15 protein-coding genes are annotated in these 22,684 nt (G+C 33.5%); 8 read left to right on the top strand and 7 right to left on the bottom strand.

Features of this window, described 5'->3' with window-relative positions:
• Position 1: 1 nt before the first annotated feature.
• A complete protein-coding gene (locus OD803_RS01810; RefSeq protein ID WP_262732143.1) occupies positions 2-1,840 on the bottom strand; it encodes a sodium:solute symporter family protein in 1,839 nt (612 codons plus the stop codon).
• Positions 1,841-1,843: 3 nt separating this feature from the next.
• Complete coding sequence (locus tag OD803_RS01805; protein ID WP_262732142.1) at positions 1,844-2,950, bottom strand: glycoside hydrolase family 26 protein; 1,107 nt, start codon at positions 2,948-2,950, stop codon at positions 1,844-1,846.
• A gap of 203 nt (positions 2,951-3,153) precedes the next feature.
• Here OD803_RS01805 and OD803_RS01800 point away from each other — a divergent pair, with 203 nt between their 5' ends.
• From OD803_RS01800 to OD803_RS01775, 6 genes are all read left to right on the top strand, one after another.
• The gene (locus OD803_RS01800) at positions 3,154-4,032 is read left to right on the top strand and encodes an AraC family transcriptional regulator (RefSeq protein ID WP_129759309.1); all 879 of its coding nucleotides are present in this window, start codon (positions 3,154-3,156) and stop codon (positions 4,030-4,032) included.
• A 286-nt stretch (positions 4,033-4,318) separates the two neighbouring features.
• Positions 4,319-7,474, top strand: a complete 3,156-nt coding sequence (locus OD803_RS01795; RefSeq protein WP_262732141.1) for a SusC/RagA family TonB-linked outer membrane protein — start codon at positions 4,319-4,321, stop codon at positions 7,472-7,474.
• Positions 7,475-7,494: 20 nt separating this feature from the next.
• Positions 7,495-9,066 (top strand): RagB/SusD family nutrient uptake outer membrane protein, encoded by a 1,572-nt coding sequence (locus OD803_RS01790; protein WP_262732140.1) that lies wholly within the window; start codon positions 7,495-7,497, stop codon positions 9,064-9,066.
• Between the two features lie 8 nt (positions 9,067-9,074).
• Positions 9,075-10,160: a hypothetical protein gene (locus tag OD803_RS01785; protein WP_129759306.1), complete on the top strand. Its 1,086-nt coding sequence runs from the start codon at positions 9,075-9,077 to the stop codon at positions 10,158-10,160.
• Positions 10,161-10,188: 28 nt separating this feature from the next.
• A complete protein-coding gene (locus OD803_RS01780) occupies positions 10,189-12,657 on the top strand; it encodes a glycan-binding surface protein (protein ID WP_262732139.1) in 2,469 nt (822 codons plus the stop codon).
• Positions 12,658-12,753: 96 nt separating this feature from the next.
• The gene (locus OD803_RS01775; protein WP_262732138.1) at positions 12,754-13,965 is read left to right on the top strand and encodes a glycoside hydrolase family 27 protein; all 1,212 of its coding nucleotides are present in this window, start codon (positions 12,754-12,756) and stop codon (positions 13,963-13,965) included.
• Here the strand turns inward: OD803_RS01775 and OD803_RS01770 are convergent.
• From OD803_RS01770 to OD803_RS01755, 4 genes are all read right to left on the bottom strand, one after another.
• Positions 13,962-14,957: a glycoside hydrolase family 5 protein gene (locus OD803_RS01770; protein WP_262732137.1), complete on the bottom strand. Its 996-nt coding sequence runs from the start codon at positions 14,955-14,957 to the stop codon at positions 13,962-13,964. The genes OD803_RS01775 and OD803_RS01770 overlap by 4 nt on opposite strands.
• Before the next feature lie 75 nt (positions 14,958-15,032).
• On the bottom strand, positions 15,033-17,816 hold the full coding sequence (locus OD803_RS01765; protein ID WP_262732136.1) for a sugar-binding domain-containing protein: 2,784 nt from the start codon (positions 17,814-17,816) through the stop codon (positions 15,033-15,035).
• Positions 17,817-17,911: 95 nt separating this feature from the next.
• Entirely contained in the window at positions 17,912-19,975 is a 2,064-nt protein-coding gene (locus tag OD803_RS01760; protein WP_262732135.1) for a glycosyltransferase family 9 protein, read from the bottom strand.
• Between the two features lie 48 nt (positions 19,976-20,023).
• Entirely contained in the window at positions 20,024-20,251 is a 228-nt protein-coding gene (locus OD803_RS01755) for a hypothetical protein (RefSeq protein ID WP_262732134.1), read from the bottom strand.
• 207 nt (positions 20,252-20,458) lie between these two features.
• Between OD803_RS01755 and OD803_RS01750 the strand changes: the two genes are divergently transcribed.
• Together OD803_RS01750 and OD803_RS01745 are read left to right on the top strand one after the other, a co-directional pair.
• Positions 20,459-21,310 (top strand): zinc-dependent peptidase, encoded by an 852-nt coding sequence (locus OD803_RS01750; protein WP_243832939.1) that lies wholly within the window; start codon positions 20,459-20,461, stop codon positions 21,308-21,310.
• A gap of 77 nt (positions 21,311-21,387) precedes the next feature.
• A complete protein-coding gene (locus OD803_RS01745) occupies positions 21,388-21,807 on the top strand; it encodes a CBS domain-containing protein (protein WP_129759299.1) in 420 nt (139 codons plus the stop codon).
• 56 nt (positions 21,808-21,863) lie between these two features.
• On the opposite strand, the gene rpe is transcribed toward OD803_RS01745, so the two are convergent.
• Positions 21,864-22,526, bottom strand: a complete 663-nt coding sequence (rpe, locus tag OD803_RS01740; protein WP_129759298.1) for a ribulose-phosphate 3-epimerase — start codon at positions 22,524-22,526, stop codon at positions 21,864-21,866.
• Positions 22,527-22,684: the final 158 nt, after the last annotated feature.

Genomic DNA, 22,684 nt, shown 5'->3' with positions numbered 1-22,684 from the left:
ACTAATCTAATTTTTCATCTAATTTATTCCACCAGAATTTTTTCAATAAGAATACACAAATCACAAGTATAACTACTGAAATGTATATTGGTGTTTGTTGTCTAAATATTATATACATTGGAAGTATTACAAGGGTAGTTTGAGCAATAATTCCAATAACTATGTTGAACATATCTCGTCCAAAATCTTTGTTTCTTTTAAGGCTTGGGTCTTCGGCTAAGAGTTTGTCGTGTACTGGTTTCCAAAAACCCCAAGGACGTACGTTTTTGTAAAATGATTTTAGCACTGCATCGTCAGTTGGTGGAGCAGAGTAGGTGCCAATTATGCTTCCTAGTATTGAGACAACCAGAAGTATTGGGAATAGATATAAGCTAAGAATATTAGGGAATAATTCAGGAACTATTGCTGCTGATAATAAACCTGCAACCATTCCCCAGAAAAACCCTTCTCCATTAAATCGCCACCAGTGCCATTTTAAAATATTAGCACCAACGTAACTACCATAAAGTACTGAGACGATCCATTGTAATACAGAGTTTACATCTTTTGCGAAAAATCCTAAGACAATGCTAATAATAACTACTATGATACCTGTGAGGTAATTCATGTTTCTAGTTTGACTTGCATTGGCGTTAGGTTTTACATATTTAAGGTAAATGTCATTTACAAGATATGCTTGAGCCGCATTTAATGTGCCTGCAAATGTAGACATGAATGCTGCTATTAAACCTGCTAGTAAAAGTCCTAACAGTCCAATAGGAACAAACTCTTTTATGGCAGTAGGAAGTATAAGTTCAAAATCTATAGTTCCTGTGGCATCCATTAGGTTTAACTTTTCATAGTAAATGAGAGCCAATGCAGCAAAACCAGCTATCATTAAATAACGAATTGGCATTAAAATAACTGAAACAAAACCACTCATTTTTGAGGCTTCAGCTGAGTTTTTTGTAGATAGTATTTTTTGCATGTCGTATGTTGGTGCAGGACCAGCAACACTTACTAAAACACCTTTAAAAACCATCATCATAAAGAAAATGGTGAATAAACCAAAACCGTCTTCTTTTATTTTTTGATTGACTTCTGGGATTATTTCGCCCCAATCCATATTGAGTTCCCAACCAAAGAATGGGGTTTTCCAACCTTCAGGAACATTAAGTACATGTTCACCTACAGCTTGAAAACCAAGGTAACCTATTACTAAAGCTGCAACAGTCATGATTGCAAATTGAACAACGTCTGCCCAAACAATACCAGACATTCCACCAAGTAGTGAGTAGAAAACTGCAAACAGTGTAAAAATAACACCATAAAAATGTGGTACATATTCTAAAGGAATAGTGAAAGGCACATAGTTGCTTACTAATTCCCAAGGAATAAAAATTTCAATAAATTTTCCTAACCCAATAAATCCATACGCTAGATAACCTAAACACATAATGAGTGCAAATACAACAACAATGATGTGGGAAAGTTTAGCGCCTTTTTCAAAACCAAAACGTGTTCCTATCCATTCAGCACCAGTTGTTGCATTAGAGCGCCTTAACCATTTAGACAGGTAAACCATAAGGAATATTTGGTTAAATACTGGCCATAGCCAAGGTATCCATGCGCTTTTAATGCCATAAACAAACATGAGTGTTACCAACCAGATGGTTCCTGAAATATCAAACATACCTGATGCGTTGGAAAGCCCAAGCATATACCATGGTATGGATTTTCCACCAAGTAAATAATCGTCTTTGCTACGTTGAGCTCTTTTTCTTAGAACCAAACCAATTGCAACTATAATTACTAGATATAGTAAGATTATGGCAATATCAATAGGGTGTATTAAATTCATTTTTTAGTTAGTTAGGTCTTCTAAAAATAAGGTTTTTGGTAATGTTTCAAAAGCTTTAAAGTCATCAACAATTGGATGTCCTTTGTATGGCATATAATGATGATCTGGTCTTGCGTTTCTCCAAAATAAAACCCAAGAAATACCAGTGTTTTCTAGGTTAGGATAAAGCACTTCGGTAAACCAGTTTGGTGTTGAAAGTGTTTCTAAACCTGTTTCGGTAAATGCATATGGTTTTTGTTTTTGCTCAGCAATCTCTTTTACGATAGCTAAATCGTGTTGTAGAGAATTTATAAAACTTTTAGAGTCTTTAAAATCATAAATATCAATCCCGAAAATATCTACATACTCATCACCAGGATAGTATTTCATGTAGTCGTCTGTTGGGTTTAATTTATTAGGAGAATAAGCATATAGTAAATTGTTGAGTTGATGCGTGTCTCTTAATAAGTCAACTGTTTCTATCCATAAAGTTTTATAATCTTCAACAGAACAGTTGCCTTCTCCCCACCAAAACCAGCTTCCGTTCATTTCGTGAAATGGCCTAAATACAATAGGGATTGGTTGATTATTAATTTCTACAGATTTTAAAAAGTCCGCTACTCGTTTTACCCATAGTTGGTATTTGTCATGATGTTTTCCGCCTTTAATAATGTCTGAAACAGTTGAGGTTTTATCCCAAGAATCTCCATTAGATGTAGGGTTGTTAGCATGCCAACTTACAGTAATGATTCCGCCTTTTTTGTAAGCGTCAATCATTAATTGGCGCATAGTTGTAAAAGAAACTGAGTCTAAGTTGTGAGTGTTGTTGAGCTCAATATGTCCAATGTCAAAACCATAAACTGCAGGAAGTTTACCTGAAACTTCTTTGATATCACTTTTTATAACTTCAGGAGAATCTTCGTGTTTCCAATTTAATCCATAAGAAGTGGCATCTTGATGACCAATTGCAAATCCTTTTTTTGAAATTGCTGAAAGTTTAGAAATTAGATTTTCAGCATCAATTGAACGTTTTGTTTTGATGTCATCTTTTTCAACAGAAGTGTCCTTTTTTAAATCTTCTTTTTTGTCATTTTTACAAGAAAGTGGCAAAAAAAGAAAAAATAGTATCATTACTTTAATGTAAATTGTTTTATATAAATAAAATGGATTATTTTTTATCATTTTTTATTTTATTAATAATTTTATGCAATATAAAATGAAGATTTTATAATTTAGCACGCTGACAATTATTTATTGTTCAAAATTAACTATACAAAATTCAATTTGATGATATTATTTTATCAAATTGTTAAAATATTATTACATCATTATATATGGATATTTTAAAAAAAGTGCATAGGGAGATCACTCCTTTGTCTCCAGAAGATAGTTTTTTGGTTTTTGATAGGGTAAAAGATGATTTTGATTTTCCTATTCATTTTCATCCAGAATATGAGCTGAATTTTATTAGTAATGGTAAAGGAGTAAAAAGGGTTGTAGGTGATAGTATTGAAGAGATTGAAGAGGTTGAACTTGTTTTGGTTGGTCCAAATCTTCATCATGGATGGTTGACGCATAATTGTAAGAATGACGATATACATGAGATTACAATTCAGTTTCATCAGCATTTGTTTGCAGACGAGTTTTTGTCAAGAAAAATCATGAAGCCTATAAAAGAGATGTTTGATAGGTCGGTTCATGGTATTTTGTTTTCAAAAAAAGTGGCTTTAGATTTAAAGGAGCGTATTTCTAGGCTTTCTAGAATTGATGGAATTGACTATTTTCTTGAAATTATTTCTATACTTCATGATTTAGCAAACTCAAGAAATCAAAGACTTTTATCGACCTATACAGTGAATAGGGAAAACTTTGAGAACAGTGATAAAATTAAAACGGTTTATGAGTATGTTCAGGAGAATTTCGATAAAAAAATAACCTTGTCTGAAGTCTCTGAGTTGGTAAATATGAGCAATGTGTCTTTTAATAGATTTATGAAAAAGCGTACCGGAAAAACATTTGTTGACTATGTAAATGACGTTAGAATAGGGTATGCTTCTATGTGGTTGTTAGAAAGAGATAATAGTATTTCTGAGATAGCCTTTAATTGTGGGTTTAATAATATTGCTAATTTTAATAGAGTCTTCAAAAAATTGAAAAACTGTACTCCAAGTCAGTATAAAACGGAGTTTTCGGGTATAAAACGTATACTCTAATAGTATTAGCTACAAAAGACTATACTATTTTGTTATTCTGCACACATATATAGATGATATTGGTGTCTATATTTGTTTTTTTAGCTCTATTTAATGTTGTTTGTTGATTGTTTGAAAGTTTTTGTAAAAAATTATATAAATAATTGACAAAATAATATTAACACTAACTTAACATTTCCTTTAATTTTGATATTGACAAAAAACACCCTTTATAATTACGCATATTATAATTATTGAGGTATAAATATTCAAAATGTACAATTTACTGTACTAACACTAAAAAAACATGCAAAAAATCAATTTAAAAAACATTTATGGTAGTAGGTACTACTATACTTTTTTACTGTTTTGTTTAGTTGGTCAACTAGCTTTTGCCCAAACACAGGTAAAAGGTGTGGTTACTGATGAAAATGGTATGGCACTTCCAGGTGTAAACATTCTTGAAAAAGGAACAAGCAATGGAGTGTACACAGATTTTGACGGAAACTATGTAATAACCGTTAAAGACAATGCCACTTTAGTTTTTAGCTATTTAGGTTTTGTAACTCAAGAAACAGCTGTTTCTGGTCGAGTGTCTATTAACGTGACTCTTGTGGAAAGTTTAGAAAGCTTAGATGAAGTAGTCGTGATTGGTTACGGATCGCAATTAAAAGAAGATTTGAGTGGTTCGGTATCAACTATTGACACTGAAGCGTTAAACAATTTGCCACAAGTAAGTGTGGATCAATTAATGCAAGGTAGAGCATCAGGAGTTAGTATTACTCAAAACTCTGGGCAACCAGGTAGTGCTGTTTCCGTGAGAATTCGTGGTGTAAATACTATTTCTGGTTCAGCTGAACCGCTTTATATTATTGATGGAGTTCCTATTTCGGGAGATTCTAATAATATTTCTACAAGTGGTAGATCTATAGCTGATAATGATTTAGGTCAAGGAGATGGAGCAACAGGTGTTAGTCCATTGGCTGCGTTAAACCCAAGTGATATTGAATCTATTAATATTCTTAAAGATGCATCAGCAACTGCAATTTATGGATCTAGAGGAGCAAATGGAGTTGTAATTATCACTACTAAAAGTGGTAAGAATAAAAAAGGGACACTTAGATATAACACTTACCTAGCAATTCAAAGACCAACTAATTTCTATGAGGTAATGGATTTGAGTCAATATGCGAGACTTCAAAATGAAATGGCTGAAATTTATGGGCTGAATCCGCAAATTGAATTTTTAAATCCTAGTCTCTTAGGACCAGGTACTAACTGGCAACAGGAGATTTTTGATGATGCAGTAATGCAAAGTCATGAAGTTTCGTTTTCAGGAGGTAATGAAGATGTAAATTACTTTTTGTCTGCAGGATATTTAGACCAAGATGGAACTGTAATTGGTTCTGGTTTTGATCGTATTAATGTACGAGCTAATGTTGGTGCAAATATTACCGATAAAATTAAAGTAGGTGCTAATTTAACTGCAAGTAGAACAAATGATAAATTAACATTGAATAATGCTACAAACGGTATCATTTATTTATCTTTATTAAATAACCCAGCCACAGCAGTTTATAATCCTGATGGGTCTTTTGCTGGACCAGATTTGGATGATGATTTTAAATTTGAAAACCCAATAGCAAGAGCACTTAGCTTAAGCAATAGATTAGAACGTAATAGGTTCTTTGGAAATATTTTTGCTGAACTTAAACTAGGTAAAAACCTGACTTACAGAACTGAGTTTGGTGGAGACTTTGGAAATAATGTAAGTGATAGATTTCAACCTACATTCTCTTATGGAGAAATCACAGGAGGCGAAAGTGCATTGAGTGTAAGAAGAGAGAATAACGATTTCTGGATTCTGAAAAACATATTAACCTTCCAAAAGAAATTTAATAATAAACACGATGTAACTGTTATGTTAGGTCAAGAAGCACAAGAGTCTAAATGGCAAGGAGTAATTGCTTCAGATGGTGAGTTTGTTAGTAACGATGTGCCAATTTTAGGGACAGGAAATGCAATTGACAATACAGATCAGTACAAAGGTAGTACAGCATTATCTTCATACTTTGGTAGAGCTATTTACTCGTTTGACAACAAGTATAACATCACAGCTTCAATTAGAGCTGATGGTTCTTCAAAATTTGCAGAAGGCAATAAATGGGGATACTTCCCATCAGTTTCAGCTTCATGGAGATTGTCTAACGAAAATTTTATGGACGATTTTGATGCGATTCAAAACATAAAAATTTATGGTGGTTATGGTGAAGTAGGTAACCAAGCTATACCAAACTTTGCTTATGGAGCAAGATTAAATACAGTATCAACTGGTTTAGGAACTGGTTTTGAGTTTGCAAACTTTGCAAACGAAGACTTAAAGTGGGAATCGTCAACACAAACCAATTTAGGACTTGACTTCTCGGTGTTCGATTCTAGGCTTAACGCTACTGTAGAAGTGTACAATAAAGTATCTAAAGACTTTTTGTATCAATTAGCAGTTACTGATTTTATTACAGGAGGAAATTCTCCAGGAGCAATTGCAGCACCTTGGGTAAACCTTGGTGAAATGGTAAACAAAGGAATTGATGTTACACTTAATTATAAAACAAAAGGTTCACAAGATTTCTCATGGAATTCGTCGTTAACATTCTCACATTATAAAAATGAAGTGAAAGAATTGTTAGGAGATTTAACCATTTTTGGTGAAATGACAATGAATACTTCTAACCAAAACGTAACCATTACTCAAGTAGGTCAGCCTATAGGTTTATTCTACGGTTACAAGGTAGAAGGTATTTTTAGAACGCTAGACGATATTAATGGTGCTCCAGTTCAGTTTGGAAGACCTTTTGAAGATGCATTGTTCTCCACTACTTGGTTAGGTGATATTAAGTTTAAAGATATCAATGGTGATGGAGTAGTAAACACAGATGATAGAACAGTTATTGGAAACCCTCATCCAGATTTTACATTTGGTTTCCAAAACTCTTTCAACTATAAGAATTTTGATTTATCAATTTTTATGCAAGGATCTTATGGAAACGATGTGTTTAATGCAGTAAACAGAAGTCTTACTGCAGGAAATCAAACTTACACCAATCAATTACCATCAGTGTTAGATTACTGGTCGGTTGATAATCCAAATGCTAGCAACCCAAGATTAGCAAGAAACGATACGCCAAATATTAACATTTCAGACAGATATATTGAAGATGGTTCTTATTTAAGAATTCAAAATGTAACATTAGGATATACATTACCATCTGATGCAACCAGCACTTTCGGTATCAATAGACTTAGAGTGTATGGTATGATTCAAAATCTTTACACATTTACTAAATATTCAGGATACGATCCAGAGATTGGAGTGTATAATCAAAATGCACTATTAATGGGAGTTGATAATGGTCGTTACCCTACGCCAAGGATTTTCACTCTTGGATTAAATGTAGAATTTTAAAAACATTAGCTATGAATAATATGAACAATTTATTTAAAACTAAACTCATTGTGATAATGGCAGTTGTGTTATGCATGCCATCTTGTAGTGACGACTTTTTAGACAGACCACCAGAAGATTCGTATAACGTTGCCGAGTTTTACGAAACTACTGAGCAGGTAAATGCTGCAACAAATGCACTTTATGTTAGACCTTGGTACAATTTTGTGACTAACGTGTCATGGTGTATTGGTGAATTAAGCTCAGGTAACGGAAGAACTTGGGATCCAAGAAATGCCGATTTTGTGAATTTTGCTATTACTGGTGAACATGGAACATTAACTCAAGCTTGGGAATCTCTGTATGCGGTTGTTGCGCAAGCCAATGCGGTTATTAATACGCTACCAGATGCAGCAGGACCAAGTGTACCTCAAGATGTTGTTGATAATGCTGTTGGTGAAGCAAGGTTTATTAGAGCATCAGCATACTTCTATTTAGTTAGAATTTTTGGACCAATTCCAATTATTGCTGATAATAACGAATACGTATTAGAACCTGTTGTACCTCGTAACCCAGAGTCTGATGTGTATGAATTTATAAAAAGAGATTTACAATTTGCTGTAGATAATTGCTACGAAAAAATTAGAGGAGCTAATTATGATGCTAATGCTAAGGTATCTAGTGGTTCAGCTAAAGCGATGTTAGCAAAAGTATATTTATACGAACAAAATTATCCTATGGCTTATCAGCTTGCTAGCGAAGTTATCAACTCTGGAGAGTTTAAGCTTTATGGAGGTGATGCTGAAGATGGAGACCCAACAGGTAGTTATTACGATTTGTTTTTAACAGCAAACGATAACAACCCTGAATCTATTTTCGCTTTACAATGGACTAATACAGGTATTTATGCTGAAGGTAACGGTGTACAGTCCCTTTTTGCTCCTGCAGGAGTTACAGGTTTTTCTGATGGTTGGTCAGCAATTGGGCCTTCAATAGATTTACAAGAAGCTTATGAAGATACTGAACAAGATTTAAGATACTACGCAACAATTATGGCACCTGGTGCTTTTTATCCAGACCTTAATGGAGGTTACACAGTATCTGAGACTATCGATCATCAAGGATGTAATGTAGGAGTGAAAAAATATGTAATTGGTTCAGCTGCTAGTAATGGTGGTGGAGCTTCTCAAAGTTATCCAAATAACACTTATGTATTAAGATATGGAGAGTTACTATTAATTCATGCTGAAGCTGCTCTTAATGGTGGAGGTTCAGTAGCTGAAGGTATTAACTCTTTCAATAAAATTAGAAGAAGAGCAGGCTTAGATGAAATTGCTAACCCAACCCTTGAAGATGTATTTAAAGAAAGACGTATAGAATTGGCTTTTGAAATGGAGTTTTGGTATGATGTTGTAAGACAAGGACCAGACTTCGCATTAAATTTCTTAAGCAATACTGAAAGAGGAACTTTTAATGACGATACATCTCCTCCAACAATCAATTCTGAAACCTTTCCAGCATCAATGGACGATTTATTGTTCCCTTATCCTAGTAATGAGATTCAAAACAATCCAGCGCTATTGGAAGCACCAGTTCCTTATGAATTTGAATAAAAAAGATTATGAAAAAAATAAATTTTAAAATACAGCAAACAGGATGGTTCATTTTACTGATTTTCTCATTAGTTCAATTGACATCTTGTGAAAACGATTTTAGAGATCCTTCTTCTCCAGATGCGTCGAAGCCTCCTGTAATACACAGTGTAAGCGAAGCTACTGAAGATGTTGCGGTTACTCAAGGTGTGCTTCAAGGCACTTATATTATAAGAGGAGAATATTTAGGAACACTTTCAAAAGTATATTTTAATGGGTACCAAGCAGGTTTTAATCCTGCATTCGTTACTGATAATATTGCTTTTGTAACGGTTCCAGTGAATGCGCCTTATGTTGGTCAAGCAAATATTTTAAGACTAGAAACCTTGGGAGGAGCAGTAGAGTACGATTTCTCTCTTTTAACAATAGAAGAATTTACAGAAGAAACTGTTGATGGTGTAAAATTAGTACATCTTTTTGGTGGAGATTTTACTGATACGTCTACAGTAACTTTTGTAAGTGGATCAGAAGAAAACGGAAACTTAGTAGAGTTACCTGCTGAAATAGTTTTTGTTTCTGAAACTATGGTGACAGTTGAAGTTCCTGATGGTGTAGAGCAAGCCTTTATTTACTTAGCAACAAGTAGAGGAGCTATAGCGCAATCAGACTCTTACGGTTTTTCGTATTCAATTTATATAGACGAATTACATCCAGAATGGACTACAAGTGAATGGGGAGGAACACATGATTTAGCCTCTACCGAAGTTGCTCTTGGTCAATATTCAATTAAGAGTATTAGAGAAGGTTGGTCTGGTTTAACGTTTTTAGCACCTAATATTCCTTTTGATGAATATGATGCTATAACAGTTTCAGTTTATGGAACAGGAGCTGCTGGAGATTCAGTAACCCTTGCAATTAATGATTTTGATGGAGCTGCATCTCATCAACCAATAGAACTAATTCCAGGAGAGTGGAACAAAGTTGTAATTCCATTATCAGATTTTTATCCAAATGGAGGTGAGCCAAGTACAATTTTTAGATTGGATTTTCAAGAATCATCAAATACAGGATTGTCTCAATACATATTTTATGTAGATGATTTTGGATTCCTATAATAACTAAACAAAATTAAAATTTACCGTAATGAGAGTTTTTAAAATATATTACTTGGTTATGATTGCTGTTTTGGCGAGTATAACATCATGTAAAGAAGATGATGATTTATACCCACAATTAGGCAACGACCCTAGAAACCTTGCCGAAATAATTTCTGAAACATCTGATCTTTCAACTTTATCAGGTCTTTTAGTTCAAGCAGGATTAGACGAAACCTTAAGAACCACCACAACATATACAGTATTTGCGCCTAATAATGCAGCAATGTCTGATGCTGGAGCAGGTTCTTTAACTGATGAAGAATTGCAAAACGCATTGTTAAACCATGTTCTTAGTACTGTGACTGCCGATTTTGCATCGACTTTTACAACAGGATATTTAACAACTTTAGCAACAGGACCAGATGGTAATAACTTAAGCTTGTATGTAAATACAAATGCTGATTTGACACTTAATGGAGTTGCTTCTTTAGTAGATAACGCTTACGATTGGGGAGCAACAAATGGAGTATTGCATACTGTTGATAATGCTTTATTACCACCAACAGTTACGGATCATGCAATGGCAAACCCTGATTATTCAATGTTTGCTGCAGCTCTAGAAGCTTCTGGTTTAGATGCAACTTTAGCAGGAGCAGACGTTTATACAGTTTTTGCACCAAATAATAGTGCTTTTGAAATGTTTATGACAGAAGTAAATGGTGCTTTTGGTTGGGCTACTTTAGATGATATTCCTACTGATGTGCTTCAGCAAGTATTAACTTACCACGTAGTAGCTGGAGAAAATGTTGTTGCCGAAGAAGTAGATGGTACTGTTCAAACATCTGTTCAAGGAGAATCGTTTTCAATTACAGGTACTGTTATAGATGACGCTAGTTATACCAATGCAAATATTGTACTTACTGATGTGCAAGCTGTAAATGGTATTATCCATGGTGTTGATAAAGTATTGTTGCCAGAAGGTGTTTTTCAAGATGTTTTAAGTGCAACACTTAACATAGTAGAAAGATGTAACGACAGAGGGTTTACTACGTTTTTACAAGCTGTTGATATGGCTGGTTTAACAAGTAGTTTGTCTAGTGATGAATTAACAGCACTTGCACCAAACAACGATGCTTTTGTTGCGTTATTTGCTACTGTAAATAATTTTGAAAGTTTAGACGAATTTGATACTCCAGAAGAATTAGCTGTATTAACCGATTTGGTAAACTATCACCTTCATTCAGGAACATTACTATCTAGTAATTTAACTGATGGCGGAACAATCTCAACCTTATATGGTGACGATATTACCGTTGATTTAAGTGGTGATAACCCTAAGTTATTACCAACATTTTCTGAAGCAATCCCTTCTCAAATTATTACATCAAATATTGGAGCTACAAATGGAGTCATCCACGAAATAAATAGAGTTTTAGTACCAGATGCATTAGTAAGTGCACTTGGTATAGAAACAGGAGAAAGTGGATTGTGTCCTGTGAGTGACCCTTCATTGGTATTCTTTGATTGGGATGCAAATGGTCCTTGGTGGGGAAATGTAAATGCTGAAAATGATGCATCTTTGTCTATAGATGGTTCTAGTTATGGTAGAGCAAACTTCCAAACAGGTGGAACTGGATGGCAAGATTTATTCTGGAGGAATGATGCAAGCACGTTTAATGGAGCTGCTACAGTTGGTTCTAACTTAAGCGAGTATTCTTTAAAATTCGATATTAATGTTATTGAACCACTTACTGCTGGTCAATTTAGAATAAGATTCCACAGTGATGCAGTTGACGCATTTTACGATTGGGCACCTTGGAACGATACAGGAGAACCTTTTACAACTGATGGATGGGAAACTGTTGAAATTCCACTATCTGTATTAGGAGTACCTGATTTCAGCTTAGTAAACCAAGAGTTTGGTATGGCATTCGAAGGCGCTGATGTATTGTTGAACTTTGCTATTGATAATGTTCGATTTGATTCTCCAGGATGTGGAGGTCCAGATCCTGTTGATGATCCATCTTTAGTATTCTTTGATTGGGACGCTAATGGTCCTTGGTGGGGAAATGTAAATGCTGAAAACGATGCAGCTATAAGCTTAGACGGAACTAATTATGGTAGAGCAAACTTTCAAACAGGAGGAACTGGATGGCAAGATTTATTCTGGAGAAATGATCCAAGTACCTTTAATGGAGCTAGTACTGTTGGTTCTAACCTTGGAGCTTATGTGCTTAAGTTTGACATTTATACAATTGAACCTTTATCTGCAGGTCAATTTAGAATTAGATTTAATGATTCTGATGGAGTAGACGCTTTTTACGATTGGGCACCTTGGAATGATACAGGTGAACCATTAGATACTGAAGGAGGCTGGACAACAATATCCATTCCTTGCTCTGTGCTTGGAGTTCCTGATTTTAGCTTAGTTGATGCTGAATTTGGAATGGCTTTCGAAGGCGCAGATGTGTTACTGAACTTTGCTATAGATAACGTACGATTTGAAGAATTATAGATTTCATATTTGATTATTAGTAATAAACTTAATTATGCCAATTAGTCTAAATTCCCTGTAAAGTTTTTACAGGGAATTTTTTAAAAAACAAAACCAATGATAAAGAACACTTTACTTGCACTTTTATTTTTAATCTCAATAACAAGCAATGCGCAAAAATTTGAAGGATTAGCAGAAACACCTCCTCTAGGTTGGAATAGCTGGAATACTTTTGGGACAGATATCAATGAGAAACTGGTTATGGAAATTGCTGATAAGTTTGAAGAATTAGGTTTTAAAGATGCAGGATACGAATACATTGTTTTAGATGATGGTTGGATGGCTAAAGAGCGTGATGCTAATGGTAATCTTGTTGCTGACCCAGTAAAATTCCCAAGTGGAATGAAAGCTCTTGCAGATTATATACATTCAAAAGGATTAAAGTTTGGACTTTATAATTGTGCAGGTTATACTACATGTGCTGGTTATCCTGGGAGTAGAGGATATGAATATCAAGATGCAAGGAGTTATGCGTCTTGGGATGTGGATTATCTAAAATATGATTGGTGCAACACGCCTAAATTAAATGCTGAAGGTGCTTATATGACAATGCGAGATGCACTTAAAACAGCTGGTAGACCAATTGTGTTCAGTATATGCGAATGGGGAGACAATAAGCCATGGGAATGGGCTGAAGATGTAGGGCATTTATGGAGAGTAACAGGTGATATTATTAACTGTTGGGATTGCGAAGTAGGCCATGGTTCATGGTCGTCTTCTGGAGTTTGGAAAATTATCAATATGAGAAAGAATATTAGAAAAGCAGCTGGTCCTGGTCACTGGAATGATTTAGATATGATGGAAGTTGGTAATGGAATGACTGATGCAGAGGATAGAACCCATTTTGCAATGTGGAGCATGTTAGCTTCTCCACTTATTATGGGGAATGATTTAAGAACTGCTTCTAAAGAAACTATAAAAACACTAACGAATAAAGAAGTTATAGCTGTTAATCAAGATAAGTTGGGTATTCAAGGATTTAGGTTTTCAAACGAAAACAATATTGAAATTTGGATAAAACCACTAGATAATGATGCTTGGGCTTTAACCTTTGTAAATATGAGTGATAAACCAATTCAATTAGATTATGATTGGGAAAAACATAACATTGGTGACGATTTAAATGGTAAATACGTTGATATGAAAAAGACTAAGTTTACAATAAGAGACTTATTTAATCATAAAGATTTAGGAGATACTTCTAAGCATTTAAAATCTGTTATAGAATCTCACGATGTGCTAATGGTTAAACTTGATAAAAAGAACTAGTACTTATAGCTTTTTAGTTTCTTTTTAAAGTATTTACCATGTCTTGAAGGTGTGTAATCATCATCAATAAAAAGACGAGGAGCCCATTCTTTATCAAATACCCATATCATATAAGAAATACCTTTTTGGTCGCAATAATTTGTGATGGCATCTCCATAAGATTCATCGCTAATTACTGGAGAGTGTGCTCCTGGGTCTTCAGGACCACAAAATCCTATTTCGGTTAAAATTAAAGGATGAGTTTCTTTAATAAAACCCCAATCATTGTCCCATTTGGCTTCCCAAGGTTTTTCTCTCTTTTGCGGATATGGATGACTCACAAAAGCAATACCTTCAATAGTAAGTGGGTTAGTTTTTAATGGTGTTAAATCATAAGCCCAATTAAATCCAGCTACCAACGGAACTCCTTTTCCGCTATTAGCTCTAATAATAGTGATTATTTCTTTATTGATATCAGCCCATTGTTCCCAATTAATTGTCCCAAGTGTATGGTTATAAGTTGTAGGCTCATTAAAAATTTCATAAAAGGCAACAGTAGTGTTGTTACCATACCTAACAGCGATTTTTCTCCAGAAGTCAAAAGTTTCTTTTTGGGTAGTATCATAAATATCAGATTGATACATCTCTGTTCTTAAATTACCTATACTGTGCCAATCTATAATGACATGCATTCCTAGTCCTTCAGCCCATTTAATTCCTTTGTCTAAAAGCTCAAAATAAGCATCGTGTCCTCTTTCTCTCCAATTTGGAGGATGTATAGGAAACCTCACTAAGTTAGCTCCCCAATTTTTCATCTCTTTAAAATACTCTAAGGTCCAATAGCCTTGGTTATCTAGTTTATGAGGATCACTTGTGTTGAGTCCTCTAAAAACAACAGTATTTCCTTTGTCGTCCACAAAATTGTTGCCTTTAACGTGTATTCTGCTTAAAGTGTTTTGAGCAAATAGAGTAGAAGTGATTAAAAATGCAATTATAAAGATGTTTCTAGTCATTTTATTTTTTTTGTTTAAAGTACTCAATTTACAAGGCTTTTAGTAGTATTATTTTGTCAAAAAAATGTACAACTTTTAATTGTTGAATAAGGTTTCAAGATCAGAATATTTTAAAGCTTGTTTAGGATGAAAATTATCAGAACTCATATAATTTAAAATAGATTGATAAAGTTGAACTACCTCAGGAGTTTGAATGGTATTCAAAGGAGACATACATACAAGTAAATTGCCTTTTCCAACATTGAACTCAAAAATTAAACCTAGTTTATGGTTTCGTTCTAAATTGTCAATAACCTGAACTGTCGGTAAAAATGCTTTGTTGAGCTCGTCTAAAATTAGTGGTCTGCTTTCTTTTAGTATTGAAAACCATTGCCAGTTTGTATGATAATCTGTTGGGAAATTATTAAAAATTGGATGCTTTGGGTTTGTGAGAATACCCAAAGTTCCTGGAGAAATGGATTTTTTAACAGATTCACTTATGTTTTTAAACATTCCATAATTCCAGAAATCTGGAGGAAAATGTCCAGCGACACTTTTAGTTTCAATACTATCGAAGTCTGGAAATAGCAATACGTTTTTTCCGTTTTTTAAACTAGAAAGAGTTATTGAATTAAACGTGTTGGTTACTAAAACAGTTTCAGGAATAACAATTTTTTGGTTTGAAGGGTAAACCCAAATAGGATACGAGTTGCTATATGATGTATTTGGAATAGTAATATTAAGCGTTAATTTTTTTGCAGTATCAATATCATCTAATTTTAAGGTTAATGTGCCAACATCTAATAATTCTCCATTAATAAAAGATTGTTTGTCAAAACTGCCTTGTTTAAAAGTGTTTCCGTTTTCATCTTTAACTATCCAGTCAATAACTGTATCAACTATAGCATCAGAATAGTTTGCAATCTTAATTTGTGCCTGAAACCTTTCAGTATTTGTCCAGCAGTATTTTGAAAACTCAGCCAACAAAGTAATATCGTTACAAGATTGTTTCCATGATTCAGTAGTTATAACATTTTTACTTTCCATAAATACATCTAAAACACCTACAAGAGCAGTACCTTGACCAGGAAAATCTTGTAAGTCCAATAACTGAAATCCAGCCATTCCTTTAGTGCGTAATGCTGCTTCCATTTCTGCTTTATAGCAAATAGCAGACCACGCACCAGATGCTTTTTGAAAACTACTATCTAAATGCTCCATTCCAGCTTTTTCTAAGCGTTTTTGAAACACTTGTAAATTTCGAGGTTTTAAAGCACCAGTGTATTTGTCAATTTCATCATAATTGGGATAAATTTGATACTGACCAATCTCATGACTTACTAAAGGAAGTGGCATGTTGTTTACAGCATAATCAAAATTTACCTGCGTTGATGGTGTTGAGGTATTTAATATTCCGCCTTGTTCGGCATCAGCAAAAGCGTGCGTTAATCTTGTGTGTCCTTGAGTAGAATGACCGTTTGTAGGAATTCTAGCTCCAACAAAAAACTGCGAATAAGCTTTGGGTTCAAGATATCCAATATTGTTGTTAGAGCCCATAGCATAAAGAGGCCTGTTGTCGTAATTTTTCAAAGCAAGCATTACATTTTCAACCTTGTCGTGACCTCCCCAAATTTCGTTGCCAGGAGAAAACATTACAAACGAAGGATGATTTGCATAAGCTTTTAACATTGCTATGCCTTCTTCTTTTAAATTGTTAGCTATAGTATCAGATTCTAATCCACCCCAAAAAGGTAATTCAACTTGAAGGTATATTCCTGTTTTGTCGGCAGCTATAAATGCAGCTTCAGGAGGGCAATAGGTGTGAAATCTATAGTGATTGATGCCATATTGTTTTGCGATTTTATAAATACGTTCCCAATCCTCAACACTAGTAGGTGTATAACCAGTAAGAGGAAAAACAGCAGCTTCATGTTTACCTCTTAAAAATGTTTTAGTTTTGTTTATGGTAAATTGCGTACCGTTAACTGAGAAATTTCGCATACCAAAACTAACGGTTTTTGCATCGTTGCTTTCAGGGTTTAGAATAGTTGCAGTTAATTCATATATAGGTTGTTCAAACTCACTCCATAGGCTGATAGAATCTTTAAAGACGTATTCTAAAATAGCTTTGTTGTCTTTAATGTTGAATGTTTTGGGTGTTAATTGAGTTGTTTTTCCATCGTGTGATTTCTTAATGTCAAATTGGATATTTAAGTCAGAAATGTTAAGAGCATTTTCAATTTCAATAGAAACATCAATTTTCTTTTTGTCTATATTAGGATGTACTTGCAAATTGCTAATAAAAGTTTTTGGAGAAGCCTCTAAATACATTTTTCCAATAATACCATTCCAGTTTGTTTGAGTATCGTCAGAATAGATATGTGCATTTCCGTAAGGTGTTAATTTTAAACTGTTGTCTACTTGTATTGTAATAAAATGCTCACCAGGAGTTAGGACTTTAGATACATTGAACTGTTGAGGAGATTGTAGTAGTTTAGAAGAACCAATTAATGTTGAGTCAATCCATACTTTTGAAAATTTTGAGCGTTCTAATACTAACTCTATATGTTTGTTTTTGAAGAGCTCAGGAACGACTATTTTTTTTCTATACCAAGCAATACCTTCATATTTATAAGGTCTGCTCAAGTGTAAGGTTGTACTATCAGTATTAATAAATCCTTTTTGGTTTGTATCTGTTGTTCCAGGTAAATTGATGGAATCGTTAAGGGTTTTTAAAAACCATTTTTCATTAACACCTAGATTAGATGAGTCGGTTGCGAATTGCCATTGACCTTGAAGGTCCATTAGAGTTCTAGGAGTCTTTTTTTCGCTACAGCTTATAAAAAGTATTGCTACTAAAAGTAAGTAAAGGTTTTTCATTAAATGCGTAATGGTTAGTAATTCAGAAAATGATAGTAAAGTCCTAAATTACTAAATAATACTGCGTTTTGAAACGAAATGGAACCCTTTTTGAATTAAGAAAAACTGGGTATATTGAAGATGATATGTTGTTGTTTCAAAACTTCTAAAACCATATTAAAAGACATGTCATTTTTAGTGGCAACAGATTCTTTTTGTAATAAATCCTCAATTTGGTTTTTCATTGAATCGTTATGATATTCCAATAAAAATTCATTGTCGTATAACTTAATCAAGCAATCTTTATTACTAAAATCAATAACTGCTTGAGGATTAACTTTAAGAGTATTAGATAGTTCAGGATATGTTTTTTGAAGAAGTTTATAAATAGCTTCCACAACTCTGTTGACTGTTATTGAGTTTAGACAAACTTTATGGTCGCAATTTAAAATCACATCATAGTTACAACGAATATTACAAACACCTTTTTTACCCCAAATAATTTCATTGTTCTCAGAAAAACTTCCCCAGCTTCCAGGTCCAGTAGGTCCATAAATGCCAACGGTAGGTACATTGTAAGCACCAGCAACATGAGTGATTCCTGCATCATTTCCTATATGAAAAAGAGCTCCAGCCATTGCATTGCCAACATCAGTCATTCCGCCTGTTATATATTCTATATGTGGCATTGGTTTGGTAAAATAGGACTCAATGTCAGGGTCATTTGGGCCTTTTATAATCTTGCAATTTAGTGTTGGGAAAAGCTCAGAAAGGGTTTCGATAAGTTGAGCATACTTTTCTGTAGGCCATATTTTTAACAAAAAACCAGCTCCATGGTGTAGTACATAATATTTTGGATTTTCTTTAGAAGTTTTAAAATAAGGAAACCCATCATAGCTATTGTTTATGTCTTTGTGAAGCTTTGAAACTGTATCAATATAATGTGAAATTGAATGCTGTTTTACTTTTTTATGTGTTGGATATTTAAGCGCATGAGGTAAATCATATCCTCTAAAAGCAGGATAATTACCTAATTCGTAAATATTATCATAGTTGTCTTCTTGTTGTCTTGCGTCTTCTTCATTAACAACTGTAATGCCTTCAAGGTGGTTTGTGAAAAAATCAACCAAACGAGGAGCTACTGCAAAATGTAAACTGTCAGATACTTTAGCTAGTTTTTTAATTGCAGGAATTGAAAAAAAGATATCGCCTAAGCCTCCATAGCTTTTGTAAACTAATACCTTTCCTAAGGTGTTGGTTTTTGTTTCAGGTTTTTTCTTGATATTTTGTTCTGCTCTATCCCAAAATTCATCCAAAATAGTTTTCATTTCATGAATGGCTTTATCTTTGTTATTTGGATAAAAATCAAATGAAAATGTGCCTATTCTGTCATTTGAAATAATATTACATCCTGACAAAAAGGCTTCTGCAGCCAAACGACCAGAAGGCTCTGGCCATACAGGTTGGCAAATAAACGTTTTAGTTTTTCCTAGTATTTTTAAAACCTCTTTGTTAGGTATTGGCTCATGGAAACTTATATTGCTGGGTAGCTCAGTACGCAACTTGTTTTCTCCGTAAACTGTAAAATTAATGTTGGGATGTTCTTTAGCATATTCTACATAAGCGTATCCGCCTTTTAGATAATTGAGGTCTCCAAAAAACGGAATCGTGTCTTCAATTTTTTCTTCACTAATTTGTAAATCTTCAACATGTACAGTAGGAGGTTTGATCATGTGGTTTGAAACTGCATCTCCAAAAAAATCAACATGTGCTTTGTAGTGGCTTGGTGATTGAAATGCATTAAACTTTGCATTGGCATATAAATTTCTGTAATGATGAAATTTATCAGGGTTGCAGCAGTTGGTTACTTTTCTGTCAACTGTACATAAAATGTTCCTTCTCACGCAAAAATTATAATCGTATTCAATTTTTATATACAGTGCTTTTGAAGAAATTAAATAATTGATTAATTCTAGTTCATACTGACAACGTGTAATGCTACAAACAATAATTAAATCTGAATTTTGAATATTTCTTTTGGTTGCATCAAAACTCCTAAGGTAGTCCAACGTTACAGTATGTTGTCGTTGCTCACCTAAACGGATTAATTGTTTAATAGTCAATTCTGCTCCTCTAGGCGTAGCTAAAGAAGTATCATGTAAAAACAGTACTGAATTCAAATTAGAGGAAAATAAATAAGAAACACTTAAAAGATGTCTATGGAAATATTAGTCATCATAGTACCCATCGTCATAATATCCATCATCATAGTAACCGTCATCATAGTATCCATCGTCGTAATACCCATCATCATAATAACCGTCACCATAATATCCATCATCAAAACTATCATCATCAGACTCGCTACACGATGATGCTACAGAGGCTGTTATAGAAATAGCAGAAAGAGCTAAAATTGCTTTACCAGATTTTTTAATAAAATGTCTTCTTTTCATAGTAAATGGAGTTTACATTTCTAAATTTAACAAAAAAAATTAAAATGCTTGTTAGTTATATATATAACAACTCATAATTCAATAATCCTTAAAAAAAAGTAATTTGATTTTAAGGGTACTAAAATAGCTGTCATTTTTTTATATTTATAAAACCTAAAATTATAGACTCCCTCACAATCTATTCTTATTAACAACGTTATTTTTGAAGTGAATTTACTATTACTTATCGAACAACTAACAACAGGTGGCAAAGTAGTCATTGGTGTTTTCTTTGCTATTTTATTGGGAATGCTTTTTTACTTTGCTTTAAAAATGGCAGAGTTAAGTTATGTAATGAAGCGTAAAAAACCTTTTTATGTTCATTCTCCTTTCTTTTTAAAACAACTTAATGAACCTCAAAAGTTAATACTGCAAAATCAATTTAAGTTTTACAATAAATTAAATTCTAAGTACAAAAAGTATTTTGAGCATCGTGTTGCTTCGTTTATAGCAGATAAAGAGTTTGTTGGAAGAAGCGGGTTGCAAATTACTGAAGAAATGAAAGTCCTTATTTCAGCAACAGCTGTAATGCTTACTTTTGGTTTTAGAGACTTTTATATAGCTTTGGTAAATAATATTTTTATTTATCCAGAAGAGTTTTACTCAACTATTAATGACGATTATCATAAAGGGGAGTTTAATCCTAAATTGCAAACTTTGGTGCTCTCTTGGAAAGATTTTAAAAAAGGCTTTGCTATTGATAATGATAACTTAAACCTAGGTATACATGAGTTTGCCCACGCTATTCATTTAAATAGTATAAAAGAACGTGATGTTAGCTCTACTATTTTTTCTGACTCGTTTAAAGAGCTTACCACATTATTATCTAATGAAGAAACACTAAGAAAAGATTTAATAGCGTCTAAATACTTTAGAGACTATGCTTATACCAACCAGTTTGAGTTTATAGCTGTTATTATTGAAACCTTTATTGAAACTCCTGATGAGTTTAAATCGCTCTTCCCAGAAATTTACGATAAAACCAAACAGATGCTTAATTTTAACTTTGCAGGATATTAGTGGGTTCCAATGACTTTTGTCATGCTTTTTTTGAATAATGGGTTTTATCTTTAATAGTGAATTTAAAACCTAAAAAGATGAAAAAAAGAGTGTTAATATCTGAAATAATGACAAAGGATGTCATTACCTTAAACCATAAAGATGATTTAGAAACTGCAGAAAGGTTATTTAAAAGTAATCGTATTAGACATATTCCTGTTGTTAGTGGAGAGCATATAATAGGAATGTTAAGTTACACAGATTTGTTACGAATTAGTTTTGCCGATGCTGTTGAAGATGATGAGACTTCTGTTGATACAGTAGTTTATAATATGTTTACTATTGAGCAGGTTATGGCTAAAAAGTTAACTAGTGTATCATCAAATACAACTATTAAAGAAGTTGCTGAAATACTAGCTGAAAAAGAGTTTCATGCATTACCAGTTGTTGATAATGATAAATTAGTAGGAATTGTTACAACTACCGATTTAATAAACTATTTAATTAATCAGTATTAGATAATAAGTTGTTAATAAAAAAGCTCCTGAATTCAGGAGCTTTTTTTATGTTAAGATTATGAGTTAGCCAACGCTTTCAAATCTTTAATAGTTTCAATTTGATTTTCGCTTTTAAATACATAGCTACCTGCAACTAATACGTCAGCTCCAGCATCAACCAATTGTTTTGCATTTTTATTGGTAACGCCTCCATCAATTTCAATTTTTGTTGAAGCACCTTTTTTGGTAATTAGTTCTTTAAGTTGTTTTACTTTATTGTATGTGTTTTCAATAAAACTTTGACCACCAAAACCTGGGTTTACACTCATTAAGCATACTAGGTCAATATCGTTTATAGTGTCTTCAAGTACGTTAATATTAGTATGAGGATTTAATGCTACTCCTGCTTTCATACCATGTGCTTTTATAGCTTGTAAAGTTCTGTGTAGATGTGTGCAAGCTTCATAATGAACCGTTAGAATATTGCTTCCTAAATCAGCAAAGGTTTTTATGTAGCGATCTGGGTCAACAATCATTAAATGTACATCAATGGTTTTTTTAGCATGTTTTGAAATAGCGTCTAAAACTGGCATTCCAAAAGATATGTTTGGTACAAAAACACCATCCATTATATCAATGTGAAACCAATCGGCATCACTAGTATTAACCATTTCTATGTCTCGTTGAAGGTTGGCAAAATCTGCTGCTAAAACAGAAGGAGCAATTAATTTAGAATTCATTATTGTTGTGTTGTTGAAAGTTTTTGCAAAGATAGAAAAGTCTTTTCATAGTCTCTTCCCTTTGGGAAGGGATTTAGGGATGGACTTAAAAAAAATGAACCCAGAGTAATCAGCTCTGGGTTCTTTCATCAATCAAAAAACGAACAGTTATGTGTAAC

It is taken from the genome of Gaetbulibacter sp. NE (assembly GCF_025548475.1).
In the GTDB taxonomy this organism is placed as follows: Bacteria; Bacteroidota; Bacteroidia; order Flavobacteriales; family Flavobacteriaceae; genus Gaetbulibacter_B; species Gaetbulibacter_B jejuensis.
This window is presented reverse-complemented; position numbering and strand designations above follow the sequence as displayed.